Source organism: Synechococcus sp. PROS-9-1 (assembly GCF_014279775.1).
Lineage (GTDB): Bacteria > Cyanobacteriota > Cyanobacteriia > PCC-6307 > Cyanobiaceae > Synechococcus_C.
In genome coordinates, this window is record NZ_CP047961.1 from 971,833 (window position 1) to 990,836 (window position 19,004).

15 protein-coding genes and 1 tRNA gene are annotated in these 19,004 nt (G+C 48.4%); 9 read left to right on the top strand and 7 right to left on the bottom strand.

The window, feature by feature from the left end:
* The first annotated feature begins 2 nt into the window (after positions 1-2).
* The 3 genes from SynPROS91_RS05205 to SynPROS91_RS05215 all read left to right on the top strand — a co-directional run bounded on the left by SynPROS91_RS05205 (position 3) and on the right by SynPROS91_RS05215 (position 3,125).
* Entirely contained in the window at positions 3-1,346 is a 1,344-nt protein-coding gene (locus tag SynPROS91_RS05205) for an ATP-binding protein (RefSeq protein WP_186518997.1), read from the top strand.
* Positions 1,347-1,498: 152 nt separating this feature from the next.
* Positions 1,499-2,341, top strand: coding sequence for a polyphosphate kinase 2 (ppk2, locus tag SynPROS91_RS05210; RefSeq protein WP_370586795.1), 843 nt, complete (start codon positions 1,499-1,501; stop codon positions 2,339-2,341).
* A gap of 628 nt (positions 2,342-2,969) precedes the next feature.
* Positions 2,970-3,125, top strand: a complete 156-nt coding sequence (locus SynPROS91_RS05215; RefSeq protein ID WP_186519001.1) for a hypothetical protein — start codon at positions 2,970-2,972, stop codon at positions 3,123-3,125.
* A 436-nt stretch (positions 3,126-3,561) separates the two neighbouring features.
* On the opposite strand, the gene SynPROS91_RS05220 is transcribed toward SynPROS91_RS05215, so the two are convergent.
* Both SynPROS91_RS05220 and SynPROS91_RS05225 read right to left on the bottom strand, forming a co-directional pair.
* Positions 3,562-3,789, bottom strand: a complete 228-nt coding sequence (locus SynPROS91_RS05220; protein ID WP_186519490.1) for a hypothetical protein — start codon at positions 3,787-3,789, stop codon at positions 3,562-3,564.
* A gap of 250 nt (positions 3,790-4,039) precedes the next feature.
* Positions 4,040-6,211, bottom strand: coding sequence for a glutamine synthetase III (locus tag SynPROS91_RS05225; RefSeq protein WP_186519492.1), 2,172 nt, complete (start codon positions 6,209-6,211; stop codon positions 4,040-4,042).
* A gap of 501 nt (positions 6,212-6,712) precedes the next feature.
* Between SynPROS91_RS05225 and SynPROS91_RS05230 the strand changes: the two genes are divergently transcribed.
* A complete protein-coding gene (locus SynPROS91_RS05230) occupies positions 6,713-7,360 on the top strand; it encodes a DUF938 domain-containing protein (protein WP_186519003.1) in 648 nt (215 codons plus the stop codon).
* Positions 7,361-8,356: 996 nt separating this feature from the next.
* Here SynPROS91_RS05230 and SynPROS91_RS05235 read toward each other — a convergent pair.
* Both SynPROS91_RS05235 and SynPROS91_RS05240 read right to left on the bottom strand, forming a co-directional pair.
* The gene (locus SynPROS91_RS05235; RefSeq protein ID WP_186519005.1) at positions 8,357-8,593 is read right to left on the bottom strand and encodes a hypothetical protein; all 237 of its coding nucleotides are present in this window, start codon (positions 8,591-8,593) and stop codon (positions 8,357-8,359) included.
* 687 nt (positions 8,594-9,280) lie between these two features.
* On the bottom strand, positions 9,281-9,487 hold the full coding sequence (locus SynPROS91_RS05240) for a hypothetical protein (protein ID WP_186519007.1): 207 nt from the start codon (positions 9,485-9,487) through the stop codon (positions 9,281-9,283).
* 919 nt (positions 9,488-10,406) lie between these two features.
* Here SynPROS91_RS05240 and SynPROS91_RS05245 point away from each other — a divergent pair.
* Positions 10,407-11,246, top strand: coding sequence for a sigma-70 family RNA polymerase sigma factor (locus SynPROS91_RS05245; RefSeq protein ID WP_255439952.1), 840 nt, complete (start codon positions 10,407-10,409; stop codon positions 11,244-11,246).
* Positions 11,247-11,363: 117 nt separating this feature from the next.
* Here the strand turns inward: SynPROS91_RS05245 and SynPROS91_RS05250 are convergent.
* Both SynPROS91_RS05250 and nrdJ read right to left on the bottom strand, forming a co-directional pair.
* Positions 11,364-11,450 (bottom strand) — tRNA-Ser (locus tag SynPROS91_RS05250).
* A gap of 364 nt (positions 11,451-11,814) precedes the next feature.
* Positions 11,815-14,157, bottom strand: a complete 2,343-nt coding sequence (gene nrdJ / locus SynPROS91_RS05255; RefSeq protein WP_186519011.1) for a ribonucleoside-triphosphate reductase, adenosylcobalamin-dependent — start codon at positions 14,155-14,157, stop codon at positions 11,815-11,817.
* A gap of 496 nt (positions 14,158-14,653) precedes the next feature.
* Between nrdJ and SynPROS91_RS05260 the strand changes: the two genes are divergently transcribed.
* From SynPROS91_RS05260 to SynPROS91_RS05270, 4 genes are all read left to right on the top strand, one after another.
* Positions 14,654-15,316, top strand: a complete 663-nt coding sequence (locus tag SynPROS91_RS05260; RefSeq protein ID WP_370586788.1) for a trans-aconitate 2-methyltransferase — start codon at positions 14,654-14,656, stop codon at positions 15,314-15,316.
* A 55-nt stretch (positions 15,317-15,371) separates the two neighbouring features.
* Positions 15,372-17,036 (top strand): peptide chain release factor 3, encoded by a 1,665-nt coding sequence (locus SynPROS91_RS05265; RefSeq protein WP_370586796.1) that lies wholly within the window; start codon positions 15,372-15,374, stop codon positions 17,034-17,036.
* Positions 17,037-17,095: 59 nt separating this feature from the next.
* A complete protein-coding gene (locus SynPROS91_RS12180; protein WP_255439954.1) occupies positions 17,096-17,332 on the top strand; it encodes a hypothetical protein in 237 nt (78 codons plus the stop codon).
* Between the two features lie 64 nt (positions 17,333-17,396).
* Positions 17,397-18,086 (top strand): CPP1-like family protein, encoded by a 690-nt coding sequence (locus tag SynPROS91_RS05270; protein ID WP_186519015.1) that lies wholly within the window; start codon positions 17,397-17,399, stop codon positions 18,084-18,086.
* 9 nt (positions 18,087-18,095) lie between these two features.
* Here SynPROS91_RS05270 and hslO read toward each other — a convergent pair whose 3' ends face one another.
* The gene (hslO, locus tag SynPROS91_RS05275) at positions 18,096-19,001 is read right to left on the bottom strand and encodes an Hsp33 family molecular chaperone HslO (protein WP_186519017.1); all 906 of its coding nucleotides are present in this window, start codon (positions 18,999-19,001) and stop codon (positions 18,096-18,098) included.
* Between the last annotated feature and the right edge of the window lie 3 nt (positions 19,002-19,004).

Consider the following 19,004-nt stretch of genomic DNA (forward strand, 5'->3'; position numbering starts at 1 on the left):
GAATGAGCCCACGGGTTTGGCAAGTTCGATTGCGAACTTTATTCGGTTGGAGTGGCCTGGCTCTTGGCAGTTGGGCATTTTGCTTGTTGGTTTTACAGGTGTTGTTTGGACAGCAGCTTGAGCAGCTTCAGACGGTGCAGCTTGGCCGTGATTTGGCGCTCAATGTAAGGCTCACGGAGTTGGCTCTAGAGCGCTATCCACCCCATTTGGTCACTGAACTCACCGGTCTTGATCTCACCGTTGCGGTCCACCCCAAACCGGTTCAAAAGCTTCCTTCCGCAGGCTTTCAACGCCAGGCGAAAGCGCTTCAGACGCAGCTTTGTGAGCGCCTCTCCCATTGTCCGATGGTCGTGGCGGATCAAGATCACGAGGGCGAACGCGGAATTTGGATTGAGCTGATCTCACCGCTGGAACCGATTTGGCTGCGCGTGAATGTGCGTGCCCCGATGAGCTGGCCGCCTGAACCCACGTTGTTGGGGTTATCACTGGTTGGGGCTGGCATGATTTGTGGCGGCCTGTTCCTCCTTGTGGAGGTGGAGGCCCCGTTACGAGGATTGGAAAAGGCCTTGTCACGGGTTGGGGACGGAATCGACCCTGATGCTGTTCCTGCTCGTGGGGCTCCGGAGGTTCAGCGCCTTACGCGCCGTTTCAATGCAATGGTGAAACGTTTGGCCGCCAATCGAAACGAAAGAGCCACCATGCTCGCTGGAATAGCCCATGACTTACGCGCACCCATTACTCGGCTGCAGTTTCGTTTGTCCTTACCTCAACTCAGCGCAAAAGAACGCGAACGTTGTGCCGGTGACTTGCAGTCTCTGGAACGAATCACAGGTCAGTTCCTGTTGTTTGCAGGTGGCGGTGATGAAGAACTCTCTGTGCCCGTTCCTTTGGATCAACTGCTGGCAGAGGTGGCGAGCAGTCATCCCGCCGATCAACTGCAGCTTCAGTTGGACACATTGGAGGTCATGGTCAAGCCAGTTGCCCTGAGTCGAGCTGTTGCCAACTTGATTGACAACGCGTTCACCTATGGACAAGCCCCTGTGGTGTTGAGGTTGCTGCGCACTGCTGATCAGTGCTCGATTGAGGTTTGGGATCAGGGTGATGGCATGCCTCAGCGTTTGTTTGAGCAGGCCCTTCAACCGTTTCACCGCCTCGACTCTTCGCGTGGAGGACAGGGCCACTGTGGATTGGGGTTAGCCATTGTTGCGCATGTGGCGCGTCTCCATGGTGGCCACCTCGATTGCCGTTATGCCGAGGATTGGAATGACTTGAAGGTTCCAGGGCGCTTCGCTATTCGTTTGTCATTTCCGATGGAACTCTTGGTAGAGAACGTTTCGAAAAGCTGAAGCCCTGCTCCTTTTTTTGTTTTGGGAGGCACCAATGGGATGGTGCTGATCACTTTGTTATGGGTCATAAGGAAAACAAAAAGTCAAAACACAACGGCAACAGCAAAGACACAGCCCAACCCAATGCGTCCAAGTCCCTATCTGATCAGGAGATGCCTGTACTTGATGGAGGAGAGCCCAACAGCTTGGCCCGGGCCGAACGACTCAAGAAAAAAATCTATGAGTCTGAACTGGAAATGCTCCAGACACAACTCGTCAAAATGCAGTACTGGATTAAGGAAAAGGGCTTCCGCATGATCATCCTGTTTGAGGGACGGGATGCAGCTGGTAAGGGAGGCACGATTAAACGTTTAACCGAACCTTTGAATCCCCGTGGCGCCCGAGTAGTTGCTTTGGGAACCCCTTCTGATCAGCAGAAAACGCAGTGGTATTTCCAGCGCTATGTGGAACATTTTCCAGCTGCTGGTGAAATTGTGGTGTTTGACCGCAGCTGGTATAACCGTGCTGGTGTGGAGAGGGTGATGGGGTTTTGTACCCCTAATGAGGTTGAAGCCTTCCTTGAGGATTGTCCTCAGTTCGAGCGAATGTTGGTTCGCAGTGGCGTGTTGTTGTTGAAGTATTGGTTCTCCGTGAGTGATACGGAACAAGAGGAACGCTTTCAATCCCGCATTGATGATCCAACCCGGCGTTGGAAGCTCAGTCCGATGGACCTTGAAGCACGCAATCGTTGGGTCGAGTTTTCTGAGGCAAAGGATGTGATGTTTGCCAGCACCAATATCCCGGAAGCGCCATGGTTCACCGTAGAAGCCGACGATAAGAGGCGAGCAAGACTTAATTGTTTAAGGCATGTTCTTAGCAAGGTGCCATGGGAAGATATGACGCCACCAGCGATTGAACTACCACCAAGGCCAAAACAGGGTTCTTATAATAGACCACCGATTAATGAACAGTTTTTTGTTCCTAATCATTATCCCTATGATCAAGCAAGTGATTAATAAGCTTCTGGCCCTTTAACCCTTTTCTATTTATTTTACAAGTGAATCTTATTGTTGGATTTCAAGCAGGCGTCAAGGATCTCTGGAGATTGTGTGAGCCTTAACACGAGTAGGGTTTTTGTTTCAACAAACAAATTTGTTGATTTGTTCAAACATCCAGCAGTTCGAGAAGATTAAGTAATTTCTAAGCAACTCACGGCTTTCTGAGCGGTTTAGCGCTGTGATGGAATCAATTAGTGAAATTTTTTTTGATAACCAACCTACAAAAGGAATTAAAGTTCATTCACGTATGTGCGAGTATGAGCCAAAAGAACAGCTATTTGAGGGCTATGAAAATAAGCTAATTCAAGATCGGGTTTGGAAGGATGCTTATGGAATGAGAGGCAGGATAGAGAAAGTGAAGTCTTTTAGATATTGATCTTCCGTGATTATAATCGATTGAAATTTCGTGGGAGTGTCATTTTCAGTAACTTTGCTCTTGCCTCAGGCTTGCTGTGCTCATGCACGGCTTTGGGCCTCTAGCTTAGATACAGGCCTTGATTTCATATATCACTCTTGATTGTGATGTTTTTTGCCGATACACTTTTTTTAACAACTAAAATTTTTAAGTTAAATCTTAGGGGAACAGATGGATCTTCGTCTTGTTGAGTTGCTTGGGAAGTATCAGGAGGAAGAGCTTGAAGCCATTGAGCGATGGTTCAACCATACACAGCCGTTGGCTCTTGAAATGATGGGAAGCATGAAGATTGCTCGAGGAGCTATTAAAAGGGAGAAAAAACTGTAAATATTTTCGCGAGCTATGGAATGGTGAGATTTTGTAGACTCATAATTCTTTGCCAGGAGAGTTAGTTTCCACATTGTCGGGGCTCTTCCTTTTTTCTGCTTACCGAATTTTAACTTGTTTCAGCCTATAATTGTTTTCTATATGGTTAAATCTAGATCCTAATCTTTCATTCGCTGGCTAAAATAAGTTTGATTTTTAATAATCATGTTTACGTCTTTTCTCAAGGATTGTCCGCAATTGTGTCTTTAGCCATGGAGCTGCTCAAACCAAAATCCGGCGAGCTGCCATGAGCTGAACAAAAAGATCGCAAGAAACAGCCAGTTCACCCAGGCGGGTCGATCGCGGTTCTCAAACATGCAACGAGGGGTTGATTCCCTTCAATTCTGGCCGATCAGCGTTGAGAAATCATGAATTCTTTTGAATGGTCGTCCCTGTCTCATGATTTGGTGGATTCTGAATACCAATCGGCACTCTGAAGCGACACCTGAGATCCGCCGGCTCGTTTGAGATCATGCATTCCTTCAAGCTGTCGGTAGACGGCTTTCAATTGTCTTTGAATGTGATCTGTGTGCGGCATCGCATATAAGGTCAACAGTGCTTCCTCGAGATGGTGCTTTGCATCAATCAACAGCCGGCAATCGGTACTTCCAGGTTCGTAGCCCATAAAGCTTTTATCGTGCTGTTCCATTCAGCATGATTGTTTCAAGCAAGGTTGTGGCATTTTTTACCAAGTGACAAATGTCTAGGGTTCTACTTGCTTGCCACCTGCCTCGATCATGTCCCACGGTCACAATTGGGTGGGATGGGACTGTTCCCCTGCTGTAGAAATTGGTAAGGCTGCACCTATCAGTAGAGGCCGTAGAGCATGCTGCGACCTACAAGTTTCCAGGTTGATGCCAAGACGGGCTCCTTGCTCAACTGACGAACAACATCTCCCGATAGGAAGGAAGCGGCCAACGATCGTCATCGACGAGGCCTTCAAGTCCATCCACAACATCCCGCAGTTGCAGAAGACGCGGCAGAAGAACGTTTGCTGCGTGGTTCATTGATGCAGTGGTGTCGCCGTGATGCAGCTGGTGCAATTCATCGTCGAGAGCATTGATTTGATCCTGCATCCGTTGCTGTAGCTCTGCCGCATATTGCAGAGTTCGTTGATCAGGGTTCAGGCCTACAGCTTGTTGTTGGCTAATACTTCGTGCCAATGAGCCCAGATGTTTCTGAACAGCGGGGCTGATTTGTGTCCGAACAATGTTCAGGGCAACCTTGGCTTCAACCTCTACTGCAAGGGTGTACTGCTCGCTGTACACCTCGTAGCGACTTTCTAATTCCACTGGTGAGATCACAGCTTGTCGCTGAAATAGCTCCTTCACGTCACCCCGGCGCAGCACTGGAAGGGCGTTGGCGGTGTTGCGTAGGTTTTCCAATCCCCGTTGCTCGGTGGCCTCCTGATGCCATGCATCGGAATATCCATCACCTCCAAAGACGGCTGCACCGTGTTGGTCCATCACTTGCTTTAGGACGTCTGCTGCACACTGTTCCAAGGATTGGCCTGAGGCCAAGTGTGTCTCGATTTGATCGCTAATCCATTCCAGTGAATCAGCGAGAACGGTATTCATCGCGACCAATGGACCAGCCACTGATTGGCCAGATCCCACAGCTCTGAATTCGAATCTGTTGCCTGTAAATGCAAACGGCGATGTTCGGTTGCGATCACCAGCATCCTTCTTGAACTCAGGCAGGCTGTCGACACCCAGACGCATCAGATCTCCTGTGCTGCTTCCGGTCACTTCGCCACGCTGGAACTGCTGGAAGACTTCTTCCAGTTGTTTGCCCAGGTACATCGAGATGATCGCTGGTGGAGCCTCATTGGCTCCTAATCGATGATCATTTCCTGCCGTGGCAACGACTGCTCTTAAAAGCGGGCCGTAGCAATGCACGCCACGGATCACAGCGGCGCAGAACAAGAGGAATTGGAGATTGTCATGGGGAGTTGAGCCAGGGTCTAGAAGATTGCCCTGCGTGCTGTTGCCCACTGACCAGTTCACATGCTTGCCAGATCCATTGATGCCAGCGAATGGCTTTTCATGCATGAGGCACATAAACCCATGGCGTTTTGCCGTGCTGCGAAGCACAGTCATGATCATTTGTTGATGATCGGTCGCTACGTTGGCGGCTTCATGGACTGGCGCGATTTCGAACTGTCCAGGAGCAACTTCGTTGTGTCGGGTTTTTGCAGGAATTCCGAGTCTGTACAGCTGGTGTTCAACGTCCTGCATATAAACCTGAACCCGTTCAGGAATCGCACCGAAGTAATGATCGTCAAATTGCTGCCCCTTGGGTGAGGGAGCGCCGAACAGTGTTCTGCCTGCGAGGAGGAGGTCTGGTCGGAGCGTTGCAAATTGACTATCGATCAGAAAATATTCCTGTTCAGCGCCGCAAGAGCTGTTCACTGCAGCCACGTCCTTGTTGCCAAGCAAACGAAGCAACCGTTGCGCTTGGCGATCCATTGCTGCGTTCGAGCGCAGGAGTGGGGTTTTCTTGTCGAGAGCTTCCCCTGTCCAACTTACAAATACGGTGGGGATGCATAGGGTGATGCCATTGGGCGTTCGCATCAAATATGCAGGGCTAGTGATGTCCCAAGCTGTGTATCCACGGGCTTCGAATGTGGAGCGGATCCCGCCATTGGGGAAGGAGCTTCCGTCAGGCTCTCCCTGGATCAGAAGTTTCCCCGTAAATTCATGAATCGCTTGGCCATCCTTTTGAGGACTAATAAAACCGTCGTGTTTCTCAGCCGTTGAGTTTGTGAGTGGGTAGAAGACGTGAGCGTAATAGTGAGCACCATTGTTGACGGCCCAATCCCTCATCGCCTGAGCAACCGCGTCAGCGACCTCCAAGTTCAATTTGCCTCCATCACGGATCACGCGACGAACCCCCTTGAAAGCTTCCTTGGGGAGTGCATTTTTCATGCGCGCCAGTGTGAAGACATCACTGGCCCAGATCTCTTCCAGGGATGGAGTTGTGACGCAAGCCATTGGTTTGCGTTGTTGAATGGCCTGTAGAGCAGCCAGTCGTGATGGATGGGGCATCGCTGCTAGGCCCCTCAGGGGCGTATTTTTGCCAACTAAATTACGCCCTCGCATAAGGGTTACCGCTTTGCTGCTTGTGTTCCATGACATCAGCTCATGTCATAAACAGAGCCGTAGCAGAGCATTGGAACGCTAGAGAGGCTTTTAGGCTGTTTTCAATCCCAATCCCTAGTGCAGGAGACGATGTGCTCCTTGCATCGTTGCTGATCACTTCTATCTCAGATGAACAAGTGCTGTTCACTGAGCATGGTTCAGATCGATCTCCTTGGCCTGTGATTAACATCAATTCGGCGGTGAATGTTAAGTCGGTGGTTTCTATTGATTTGGCAATTTGAAGAGAGTGGTGCAGCACCAGCGGGTTTCTGGTTCAGCTGCGTTGGATTGATCTATTCATGCCGTATGGGGGTGAGCTAATATAGGAAAGTTATTTGTATTATGAGATAACAGCTTGATCTTTTCATTTTGAATTTAACTACTTAATTTCTCAACCTGTTTGTAGTGATGGTTCTACCTTCTGATCAAGATCGTCTCTATTTCCCGGCAACGGAACGGAATCGTGGCCCAATCGGAGATGCACTTGCTGAAATTCTGCCTGAACATGGTGCTGTCCTTGAAATTGCAAGTGGAAGTGGTGAACATGCCATTACTTTTCAGCAACGGTTTCCTGGCATTTTGTGGCAAGCCAGTGATTCTGATCCAGAACATTGCAAAAGTATCAATGCTTGGATTGAGCATGAGTGTCTGAGTGATCAGATGCCGCAAGCCTTATGCCTCGATGTTCTTGACTCGCCTTGGCCGCTTCCCAAACAGATTAGAGTTCAATTAAAAGTTGTTGTTGCGATCAATCTGATTCATATTTCCCCTTGGACCTGCTGTAAATCGTTAATTGAAAAGGCATCTGAAAACCTTCCGATTGGAGGTCGCTTGATTCTTTACGGACCTTTTCGTCGTAATGGCTCTCATACGAGTTTGAGTAATGAGACCTTTGATCAATCGTTGCGTGATCGCAATCTGTTGTGGGGGGTACGTGATCTTGAAGCTGTGGAGAAACTTTGTTTTGATCTTGAATTCAAAAATATGCACGTTCAAGAATTACCAGCCAATAATCTCATTATCAGTGCTTCAAAGGCTGTTCGATCCGACCGTTAGTTTTGCTTTTAGTGTAAATATTGATTGATATACGCTGTTGAAAGTATTATCTGATCAATAATTCTCTACTGCCGTGATTAGTGACTATTGGGAAGGGATTTTATATTGGCTCTCAACATTAAGATGATTCCGAGGCTAACTAGTCATTGAGCTTTAGCCGTTGCTAGGTTTTATTGAGTGTTCGTTGCCATCTCCCAAGCATGCCGCTGAGAGCTTTCTTCTCATCCGTGTAAAAATAATTCCCTCGAGATTGAGGGAGCGTTCACTGGAATGATCCCCATCACCCAGCCCATTGAAGGATAGGTCGATTCCAACTGTTCAGATGAGCTGTTCTCCACGAATTTGAGCTAGCGCTCCACAGATCAGCAAAGCGCAGCTCACTTTTCCCACATGTTGTGGAGAAAGTGAGCTCTACGGTGCTGAATGGCTGATTTTGTGGAAAACAGAGCAAAGTGTGTCATGATTGGCATTCCCCATCACCCGCCCCGCTTAGCTGAGCTATGTGGGGCTTTTTGCTGTCAGCAACAAAGGCAGCGAAGCGAATTTGATAGTACGAATGCGCTCATGCCTGCTTGGTGTTGCCAATGGTTTTATTGGTTGATTGAGTAATTTGTATTCAGGGATCAATACTTTCCGGATTGGTGGTGATATATTGGATGAATTGGCGTTTATAGTATTAACAATTTTCACTCAGTAAGCATCTGAAGTGGTTTACTGGTGAACAAAGGGCGTTAGAGGTAACAATCCATTGAGCAAATAGAGCAAGGGGGTGGTTTGAATGAAAATAGTATCTATTGAAAAACGCTAGTTCATAACCTTCGACTTCTGCCGGGATCTTTTTGAAGGTCACCGTATCCTGTATCCGTTAGGACTATGGAGAGGAATAAGAGGAAGTCGTGCCCGTTGTTTTTGTGGTGTGATCTGAACAATCAACGTCTTGGTTGGTGCTGGAATTCCGATCGATTGCGTGAGTCAGAGCCTTGATCCATTGTCTCGTCAAACCGAGACAGTTTCCTCGATCTGGGTTTCTCCCATGACCTCTGAGCTTGCATTGATCCAGATGATGCCTTGCTGTCTGACGAGACAGATCAAATCTTTGTTGCGAAGAACTCTGTATGTGGAAGGTTCTTCCATGCACAGCTCTTTCGCATAGCTGACGGCAGCATGAATATCGGCGGCCTGGGTGGCACTTGGTTTCCAACCATCAGGAGTAAGCCGTTCGATATCAACCATGAGTAATTTTACTTATTGACGTTAGTTTCTCGCAGGTGGCCCCCAATAGCAAGCAAAGTGTTCACATCCAAACCGAGTGTTGAATACTGGTATGCGAGAAATTTGCCCAGTGGTTTGATCTGATACTTTATGCTCCGACTAAAGATGGTTTAATTCATAATATAAACTAGATCGTCTGTCTGTACTCTCTTCGTGAATGAAGAGTTTTAGGCCATGATGGTAATCATGTTTGAGTTTTGGTGGATTTGTTTAGAATTTGGTAAAGTATTTTCAGGAGTTCTTTGATGTGATTTGGAGCTATCGCTATGCATCATATTCAGTTTTATTATGTTTCTTGAGATCGGACCATTAGCGGTGGGTGCTCCTTAGGAGGCTCGGGTGAGGCTGTTAGCTTGATCTGTATTACGTGTTGATGTGTGGATTCTATTCAAAGGGGCTTCTTTGAGTGGTAGTCGGATGTTTATCCAAAAATTGTTTGACCGATTCCGCCTGAGCCCTATAGGCATTTTGTTTGTCAAAATATTCGGCATCTACAGTTATTCTTGTGTTTGTACTGGATAACCATTTGATCTTCGCATCAACTCAAGTCTGCTTTTAGTCTCCATTCTTTTTGATTGAGAATTTTGCATCATTCAACTGACCCATGCGTGTCTATGAATGATGTTCTGCTCTCATCCTTTTCGCCGTTTAGTCCAGATCAGTAGCGATGTAGCAGCGTCTGCGGAGCTGGTCGACAAAAGCCCTTGCTTCGGTACCTCTGTATTTTTCCTTGAGCTGATCAACGATTCCGCCTTGGTCAAGGTTTTTGCCGTAAGCATCCACCACGAGGTCTAGGGCAAAGTCGATTAGTTCAGCCTCTTCTGCACTGAGTCGTACATCGACAAAATTTTCCATTCGATCCAGATTCCTTTAAGGTGTTACATCAGAATTCTGGTGCACAGCCCTCGATTGTGTCTTGGGTGTGAAGTTATTTCTTGCAGGATCTTGGTTTTGTTCTTTCATGCTCTGTCTTTAAAGCAAGTTATCTTTGCTTAGTTCTTCAAATACCTGTGATGGCCCCAATGATTCGCTGACAATATGTATTGTCAGCCTTAAAACTTCTCCGAGTTTGGCTATTGATGCTTGAGATACCTTGCTAAGAATAACATTGGTTTATCAGCTCAGAGACGATTGACTTGCCCGCTCTTGGCTTTTGCACTCAACCACCTCAGGGGCATTCTCAATATTGATAGGTGTAAATACTACCCCACGTTGAATCCTGAAAATATTCCAATATTCGCTTCTTTGTGCCATTGAATACTTGTGCGCATCATTCAATCGAGCTATTAGAGACATAGTCAACATCCAATCTTGCTATGGCAGTCCTTTTTGCCCTACCCAAAACGCAGTCGATCTATCGTCGCTACTGGGCTTCATCTGCTAAATAAACCTCTTCGACAATTTTAATTCCTTAATGCCCTGCACCCCCCGTTATGCACCGGGGGGGGGTGGACAGTTATCTCAGGATCTAGCTTCTTCCCTACTGTTGCGACTGTCAGTGCCAAAAAGGTGTGACTAGGTGTCATGCAGAAAACAAGACTGTTTATCCAGCTCGATAAATAGATCAATATGTGATCTCAAGGACCTTCGCTGAAGACTCGAACAGAAGTGGACATTGCCTGGCCAGACGCATGGCTTGAGTCTGAGCTCCTCACCAATCATGGTGTCTTTCTGATATGCGAGTCTCTGCGAAGGTGGTGGATTTTACAGTTGCGAATGCCGATGCACGCGATCGTGCAATTTATGGCCCACTTTTCCGAACTGAATGCCATTCATGGTTAACGGCAACATTGATCAGTTCCTAGCCGAGATGGGGCGTATTCCACTGCTCACGGCAGCTGAAGAAATTACGCTTGGAACTGCTGTACAGCTCGGTAAATCACTAGAGGCCACACCTCGCCAACAACGGGCTGGTCAACGAGCCAAGGAGCGGATGATCAAAGCCAACATCAGGCTTGTGGTCAATGTCAGCCGGAAGTACATGCACCGCCAGATGGGCCAATTGGAATCTGGTGATCTGATTCAAGAAGGCTGCATCGGTCTGAACCGAGCAGTGGAGAAATTTGATCCAGAACTTGGCTACAAATTCAGCACCTATGCCTACTGGTGGATCCGGCAAGCGATTAGCAGGGCAATTGACCAAACAGCATCAACCATCAGGGTTCCAACCTCTATGCACCACATGCTTCTCAAGCTGAATCATCTCCCTCCTGGATTGAATGAACAGCAGATTTGCGAGCACCTTCAAATTAGTGATGTGCAGCTACAAAACCTTCGCCATGCCCTAGTAGCAAAAAGAACTACTTCCTTGGATATGAAGCTTGGCAGCGATGGTGATGGTTCAACTCTCAATGAATTGCTTTGCGATGAGCAGTCAACCCTCAATATCGATAAATTCCAGTGGGAGATAGTAAGAGATAGGTTGGAAGTGCAAAAAGAATCTGCCATAAATAATGACCAAGTGCTCCTCCGCCGCAATGTTGTTGATGATGAAAGCCTTCAATCGATTGCCAACGAAATCGGTATTAGCCGTGAGCGTGTTCGTCAGAAAGTCGAGCGAGCAAAAAAACAACTTGCATCAAAGTTGATCGAGCACCGGGAGTTGGTTGCATAAATGTTGGGGCCTTTCCATCGCTGTCCCCACCGTGATCCTCCCAGTCTCCATCTGTAGGGATTGTTCAGGCACTTAGGCAATAACAAACCCAGTCAGAGACTGGGTTTGTTATTGCAACGGAGAGGGTCGGATTCGAACCGACGGTGGGCTTGCACCCACGCTGGTTTTCAAGACCAGAGCCATAAACCACTCGACCACCTCTCCCTGAGGCCTTTATATCTTATCATCTCGCCAACATTAAGGCTGGAACTTACCTACGAGTTTTTTTAAGCCTGTAACGGTATAAATTTTACCAAGGAAGTGATTACTAACTTGTCCAAAAAAGTTAAGGTCTCATGGCTTTTGAGTGCTCTGTGTGCATTGTTGATGTATTGATCCTTTTTGATTTGTATGCTTTGACCAGTTGTTAAACCCATTGCTGTTGCTTAAATTTGTTTCTAGTAAGTTTTAGTTCAATTGCAGTCAGACATAAGTCTTGTGCCATGTGATCTAGTCTTATATTTGTCTGAGGCGATTTCTTGACATAAAAAAAGGACTTAAGCTTTGTGCCTAAGCCCTTTTTGATTGTTTAGCTATTCGGCTTTGCTAACGGTAATAAGCATTTGTCTGAATCACATCCAGCCGGACCTGCTTCCGTAAGCTCTCCATTGTCATACCTTTGCAATGCGTCGAAAAAGTCATTGTTGACTCGGCGTTCAATGACTTCCTTCTGCATGCGCTCATAGGTTTGTGCATCGATTGGTTCGAATGGCAAGCGAGGGAAGGTTGCATTCGCATCGAATCGAGCAAGGAGCGCTGCAGAAATGTATCCACCCCCCTGTTGGATGGTCTTGTGAAGAGCATCGGTTAATGGTTCGATCTCATGCTCACGAAATTCAATCGTTGCCGATGTGTTGTGGGCGGTGAAGTTCGATTGGACTTGCATGTAGAAGTCAAACTGTGCCAACGCCGAAAACGCATTGATCTCCACAGTGTCTGCTCCTGGAAGATTGGCCCAGCTCACTTCTGTTGGAATTTCCACTAACCATTCCGTGCAGCGTGTATCAAATGGATCATTCAAAAGACGACCTTGATCATCCTTGTCCGACTGAGAGGGAACCACGGTGTAGCCATAGTCCATGCAGGCCATTGCTACAGGATCATTTTTGCGGAATGTGATCCTGCGGATAAAGCGTTGAGCTTTGGGGGGATGCCATCCTGGAGCAGCACCTGTGAGCAGGCTTTTTGTACCGGCTGGCTGAACTGTGGTGCAGCGATTTGGACGCCGTAAACCATGGCGGTCGCAATAATCCCAGACGGTTTCATTCACGATCGACTTCCACCTCTTCAAGTAGTTAGCCTCTTGCGTCTTGTAGTTGAGGCCTTCTTCGGTTTCTGGTCTCCCAGCTTCCCACCACTTCAACCAAGCTGTGCCGAAAGCATGAACGAAGAAGTCAAACAAGCCAGTAAAGCTCACACCCACAATTGGATCCCAGGCGCGACTCTGGCGGTAGCGTTCCACCTCGAATTCGTGATTGAGCAGACACGCAACTGAAAGAGCAGCTGCTCTGAAGGCGTCGCGTTGAGATTGCTCGTCTTTAGGGTCAATTTGGTTGAGATGCACCTCTGCGAGGTTGCAATGAAAATCTGCGCCGAGGATTTCACCGCAAGGGTTTAAGCCGTAACGGCTTAGTCGATGCTCGAGTTCCTGTTCAGAGATCGGACCATGATTTTGTTGAAGCCAGCGACCAGCTTCCTGACGGCCTTGGTCGCAGTAAATCTCGATAAATTCGCTTCTTAGTTCTTGTGTAGATAGCAAATCAGCATTAGAGCGAGCAAGTGCTTCGGGGGCGAATTGAATGGCCCCTTCTCCGCTGTGGAATTGCCGTGTGACAGCTTCCAGCAGCACATCTCTGCTTGGGCGGGTGTGATAAACGCGGGTGTGGTTGGCCATCCGCAGCGCATCACGCTCAGGGTCAATCCTCCAGTTCCCTTCAGAATCCTGTTGCCACAAGTTTTCCTTGGCTCCAGCGGCGGCTGTGTCATCGGATGCGAATTGACGCATACCTGCGCTGCGACGGATGTTTCCAGCCACAATCGTGACGGCTGCTTCGTCAATGAGGAGACAGCATTCAATCGATGTGAGCTTTCGGCCAATTGCTTTACCAAGCAATTTGGCGACTCGACCGTATAGATCTTTCAGTTTCACTGGATTCGCCATGCCTCCGAAACCCTTGAGGGTTTCCCCGACGGGACGAACGTCAGAAAGGTCTATCTCAACACTGACGTTTCGCCCTTCGAAACGAGGATCACTACTCAGTTCTAGGAGCAGTTGGTAGCTATCAACCCAACCTCGCCTGGTGTCGCCAACCTTGATTGAAACGTTGTGATCACTGATGCTGTAAGTGGTAGTTTCTTGCCGTTTTTCTGCAGGTGTAATGCCAATATTCGAAACGCTTAAGATATCAATTGGGTTGGTGACAACTGGAAGCTGATCAATGAAATGGGGCTCAATGATGGCGCCTGTTCCACACCCCATCATCGCTAGATCCATCATCAGACCGAACGCTTCCCAATCCACAAGGTTTGTGGAGGTGCAGTTGTAGGCCCCTGAGAAATTTTCAGGCTTTTCGATCCAAGGGGTTCCACCAATCCACTGCCAGCGTCCCGAGGGAAGTGCTTTTTTCTCAGCCTGCATCCTTGCCAATAAATCCATTTCCTCAGCGTTGAGGGAACCAAGTTTCAGGAGACCTGATCGGTTTCGTTCCCCTACTTCACTCCAGCTTTCTCGTCCTTTGGGTAAGCGCCGGCTGTAAGTGCGATAAAACACAGGGTTGGCTGCGGGCGCACTTGCAGGGAAGTCGCCATTGGTAGGAGCGAGTCCAGTGGTTTGCGTATCTAGCTTTTCAGTGCGGCTTGGTGTGAGAGTCACTAGCGATAGTTGGCTTGTCCTATCCCAATCTTAACGCCACCAATGGGGTCCGCAAGTCTCTATGAGCACCATTGACAGTGTTTTGGCTGTGAGAATGGCGTGATTTATCCCTAGATTCCGCTTCGCTGCCACGATGGAACTTTGTACTCAGCGACCATTGGTCATGGTTAAGTGCCTTCGCTGCAGTCACCCACGGAACTGGCGTTCAATGGTTTGAGTGGTCCTGTTTTGTTGTGCTTCTACTCTCAACCATGAGACTCAGATCAGCGCAAGGATGATTAAGTTGACTCAGTTTCAGCCCCCTCTGGATCGCTCCCACGCCAAGAGCAACCATTTCCGCTTGCTTAGAAATGATTTTTTTGTCTTGGTTTGACATTGCTTGGGCTCAAGTTGTTGTCGAGAATGATATTGAGATCTCTTGCCACCACCCCACAGAGTGCTTTGTTGAGTCTCATTGTCCTGAAGTCTGATGCAACGTTGTCCTGAACCGGAGTTGATGAATGCATCTGATCAGGTGATTGCCTATGCAGAGGCAGATTTTAGTTCTGGTGATCACTCTTTTGTTGAACGTTTGCTTGAACTGATTGATCATTTCTGCAGCACTCTCCCTCCAGGTAGTTTGATTCTGGATTTAGGTTGTGGTCCTGGGAATATTTCTGAGAGGCTTGCAGCTTGTTTGCCCTTGTCAGAGGTGATCGGCATTGATGGGGCCTCTTCAATGATCAGCATGGCCAATCAAAAACTATTTTGTCGAAGGCCTGCTATTACGAATTTGAACTACCAACTTGTTGATTTAAGCCATTATTGTCTTGATGATATACAGGATATAAAAGGTGCCTCTGTCATTGTTAGCAATAGCTTTCTGCATCATCTCCATGCCCCCCAAACGCTATGGGCTTCTGTCAAGCAGCTTTCTGCACCCAATGCGTTGATGTTGCATCGCGATTTACGCCGACCCTCAAATGAGCTTGAGGTTGATGCGCTTTGTGATCGCTATGTCAGTGAGGCCCCTTCCGTCTTGCAACGCGACTTTCGAGCATCCCTGAAGGCTGCCTTCACGGTAGACGAGGTCTCTGAACAGCTTGAGCTAGCTGGACTGAGTCAATTCAAGGTCAAGGAGATTGGTGACAGATACCTTGAGGTTTGTGGATGGTGGTGACCTTGATGTTGCCTCGACCATTGACTGTCAGGCTGGTGGTGTCAACAGCGAGATCATGAGCACGCGTTTGGGAACTGAGAGCAGCGAGCCGTTGGACTTATTAAGTGGTGAGGATGGTCTTGCTGAAGCTGTGGCCCGTCGTCGCAATTTTGCGATCATTTCCCATCCAGATGCAGGAAAAACCACGCTCACCGAGAAACTCTTGCTGTATGGAGGTGCGATTCAGCAAGCTGGTGCTGTAAAGGCTCGAGGGGAGCAACGCAAAGTTACTTCCGATTGGATGGAGCTTGAAAAACAGCGCGGTATTTCGATTACGTCGACAGTGCTGCAATTCGACTACTCCGGCAGCACGATTAATTTGCTAGATACTCCTGGTCACCAGGATTTTTCTGAAGATACTTACCGCACCCTTGCTGCCGCTGATAACGCGGTGATGCTTGAAGATGCTGCGAAGGGTCTGGAACCTCAAACACGCAAGCTGTTTGAGGTTTGCAGGATGCGTGAGATCCCAATTTTTACGTTCATCAACAAGATGGACCGTCCTGGTAGAGAGCCCTTAGCTCTGTTGGACGAAATTGAGGCTGAATTAGGCCTGACACCTTGGGCTGTGAATTGGCCGATCGGCAGCGGTGAATTATTTCGTGGAGTGATCGACCGTCGTACACGTCAGGTTGTCCTGTTCAGCCGTGCTCAGCGCGGTCGTCAGTCTGAGGAAAAGCTGTTTGATTTGTATGATCCGCAATTACAAGACTTAGTGGAACCAGAGTTGCTAGCTCAGGCTGTTGAGGATCTTGATCTTCTTGAAGCAGCTGGTGCAGAACTTGATCTTGAATTGGTTCATGCCGGTGAATTAACTCCGGTCTTTTTCGGATCGGCCATGACTAATTTTGGTGTGCGTCCATTCCTGGATGCGTTTATGGATATGGCCCAAAAGCCAGTAGCTCGTATTGGTATTGATGGTCCTGTTGATCCCTTGCGCCCAGATTTCAGCGGGTTTGTTTTCAAACTTCAGGCCAATATGGACCCACGTCATCGTGACCGTGTGGCTTTTGTTCGTGTTTGTAGTGGGAGATTTGAAAAAGATATGTCTGTGCGTCATGCCCGCACTGGTCGTACCATCCGTCTTTCGCGACCTCAGAAACTCTTTGGTCAAGATAGGGCTGTTGTTGAAGATGCTTACCCCGGTGATGTGATTGGTTTAAATAATCCCGGTATGTTCTCAATCGGAGATACGCTTTACACCGGAACAAAGGTTGAATATGAAGGAATTCCCTGCTTTAGTCCAGAGATCTTCAGCTGGTTGCGTAATCCGAATCCTTCTGCATTTAAAAGCTTTCGTAAAGGCGTTAATGAGTTACGTGAGGAGGGTGCTGTTCAAATTCTCTATGACACAGACGAAAGTAAGCGCGATCCCATTCTTGCTGCCGTAGGCCAGTTGCAGTTGGAAGTAGTGCAGTATCGCCTCGAAAATGAGTATGGCGTTGATACTCGTCTCGAAGCTCTTGGTTTTCAGGTGGCCCGCTGGGTGACGGGTGGTTGGTCTTCCTTGGAGGATGTGGGTCGTATCTTTAATTGCAAGACCGTCCGTGATGCATGGAATCGCCCCGTGTTGTTGTTCAAAAACGAATGGAATTTGAACCAGCTAGTTGAGGAGCACCCAGAACTTGAACTCAGTACTGTTGCTCCTGTGGTGAGTGGTGTTGAGCCAATCAGTCTTTGAGTAGCGATCGCTGCTTTAGACCTCTCGCAACATCGCTTCATGCTCGCCAGACTGATCGAATGGATCTGTTTGTGATGCGTCACGTCTGGCTTCTACGTCCATGCTCCGACGGAGGGACGGAGTACGTGTGTTTTCGTCCCGGGCAGGATCGTGTTGAAGTGGTTGAGGGATATCACCTTCCCCCCCAGATGCCTTTGATTAAGCGTAGAAAATGGCTCGACAGCGCTGAAGTGCCCCATTGCAGACTGCAACTTGAAAAGGTCCAAGGTTTTAAGCATGGGCAGCCTCTGTTTTGATTCAACTCAGCTCTCCCGATTGTGAGCTCCGCTCGATACGCTCTTTAAAGACTGAAGTGGATTAATGGCATCAGGGGTTGATCTCGGCTCGAGCTCAGAGTCCCAGGATCCTTATGAAAGGCTCGGGATTTCTGCTGATGCTGGGTTTGAGGAGGTACAAAGAGCGCGTGAAACGTCTCTGAAAGCCGCTGGTGATGATCCAATGGCTAGAGCTCGTATTGAAACCGCCTACGACGCAGTATTGATGGGACGTTTGCGCGAACGACAGTCTGGAACGATTAGTTCCGCTGCCGTCACGGCCTCTCGTCTTGAGGATCAAAGCGCATCGACGCCCGCATCGTCGCCGGTTAATCCCTCTGCTCTCTTAACCAGAATTCGTAACCTCTCCCTGCCAAGTCCCAAGTTGAACTCTGCAGGTTTTCTTCCGAGCTTGAGTTTGGTGGAAGGTCAAGGGTTGCTGGTGAGAGTCATCGCTGGAGGCATCGGTTTGTTGTTGCTGCTTGCGGCTCCAACAGCTGTCGACTTGGTGCTAGCACTCTCCACGATTGGCTTGTTTATTTCTCAGGTCAAGCGTGGTCGAAAACCACTTGGTGCTTTGGGTTGGAGTTTGGCCCTTGTGGCTTTGGGTTTGGTTCTTGGAGCGGTGATTGCTGCCCTGTTCGCCACCCAGTCAGGATTGCCCTTGAATCCGATTCTCCTCGAAGCATTGCCAGCCTACTTAGTTCTTCTTGCTGGAACATTGCTATTGCTTTGAGTTAGAAATTCATAAGCTATCGATCAGTGCCGATAAGTCTTCTTCATTGATTTTGTAAACTTCACTGCAGAAGTGGCATGTGATTTCAGCGCCTTTGTCTTCTTCGAGCATCGTGTTGAGCTCATCCTTACCAAATAATCTCATTGCGTTGATGCTTCTTTCTCTGCTGCAAGGACATGAGAATTGAATTGTTTGTAACGGCTCTCCAGCTGGAATCGGCCGAGGATCTAAATCAGGAAAAACATCTTTAAGCAGATTCTCAAGGTGATCTTGGCAATCACGCAGATGTTCACTGAAGTTTTGGATTTCGCGACAACGTTCCTCCAGTAAAGCAACCAGTGCCGGTTCTTCTGCAGCTTTTGGAAGCACCTGTACTAACAGGCCGCCACTGCATTCTAGCCCTTCTTGATTGATTGTTTCTCCAACAAATACGGCTGAGGGTGTTTGTTCTGAGTGCAGCAAATACGAAGCAACATCTTCTCCAATTCCTCCACGAACTAATTCAACAGTGCTGCTGAATGGTTCCCCTTTTCCTTCGTCCCGTACAACATGAAGGTAGCCCGTGCCTGCAGCAGCATTGAAATCAAAGCTGTAGTGACCAGCTTCATCTTCAATGGGATCTAATTCAAGTTCTGGGTGACCTACATATCCGCGCACGCGACCATCTCTGCCAGCATCGACAAACAGTCCACCGATCGGCCCATCGGAGCCAATGCGTAAGTTCACACGGCCGTGTTGCACCTTCATCGAGCTGGCTAACAACAGCCCAGCACTCATGGCACGCCCGAGCATCACCGTCGTTAAGTAGGACAGGCGATGCCGCCGCCTCGCTTCGCGAGTGGCTTCTGTGGTGATCACCGCCACAAGCCTGATGCCTCCGCCAGCTGCCGTGGCCCGGACAAGGCAGTCACCCATGGC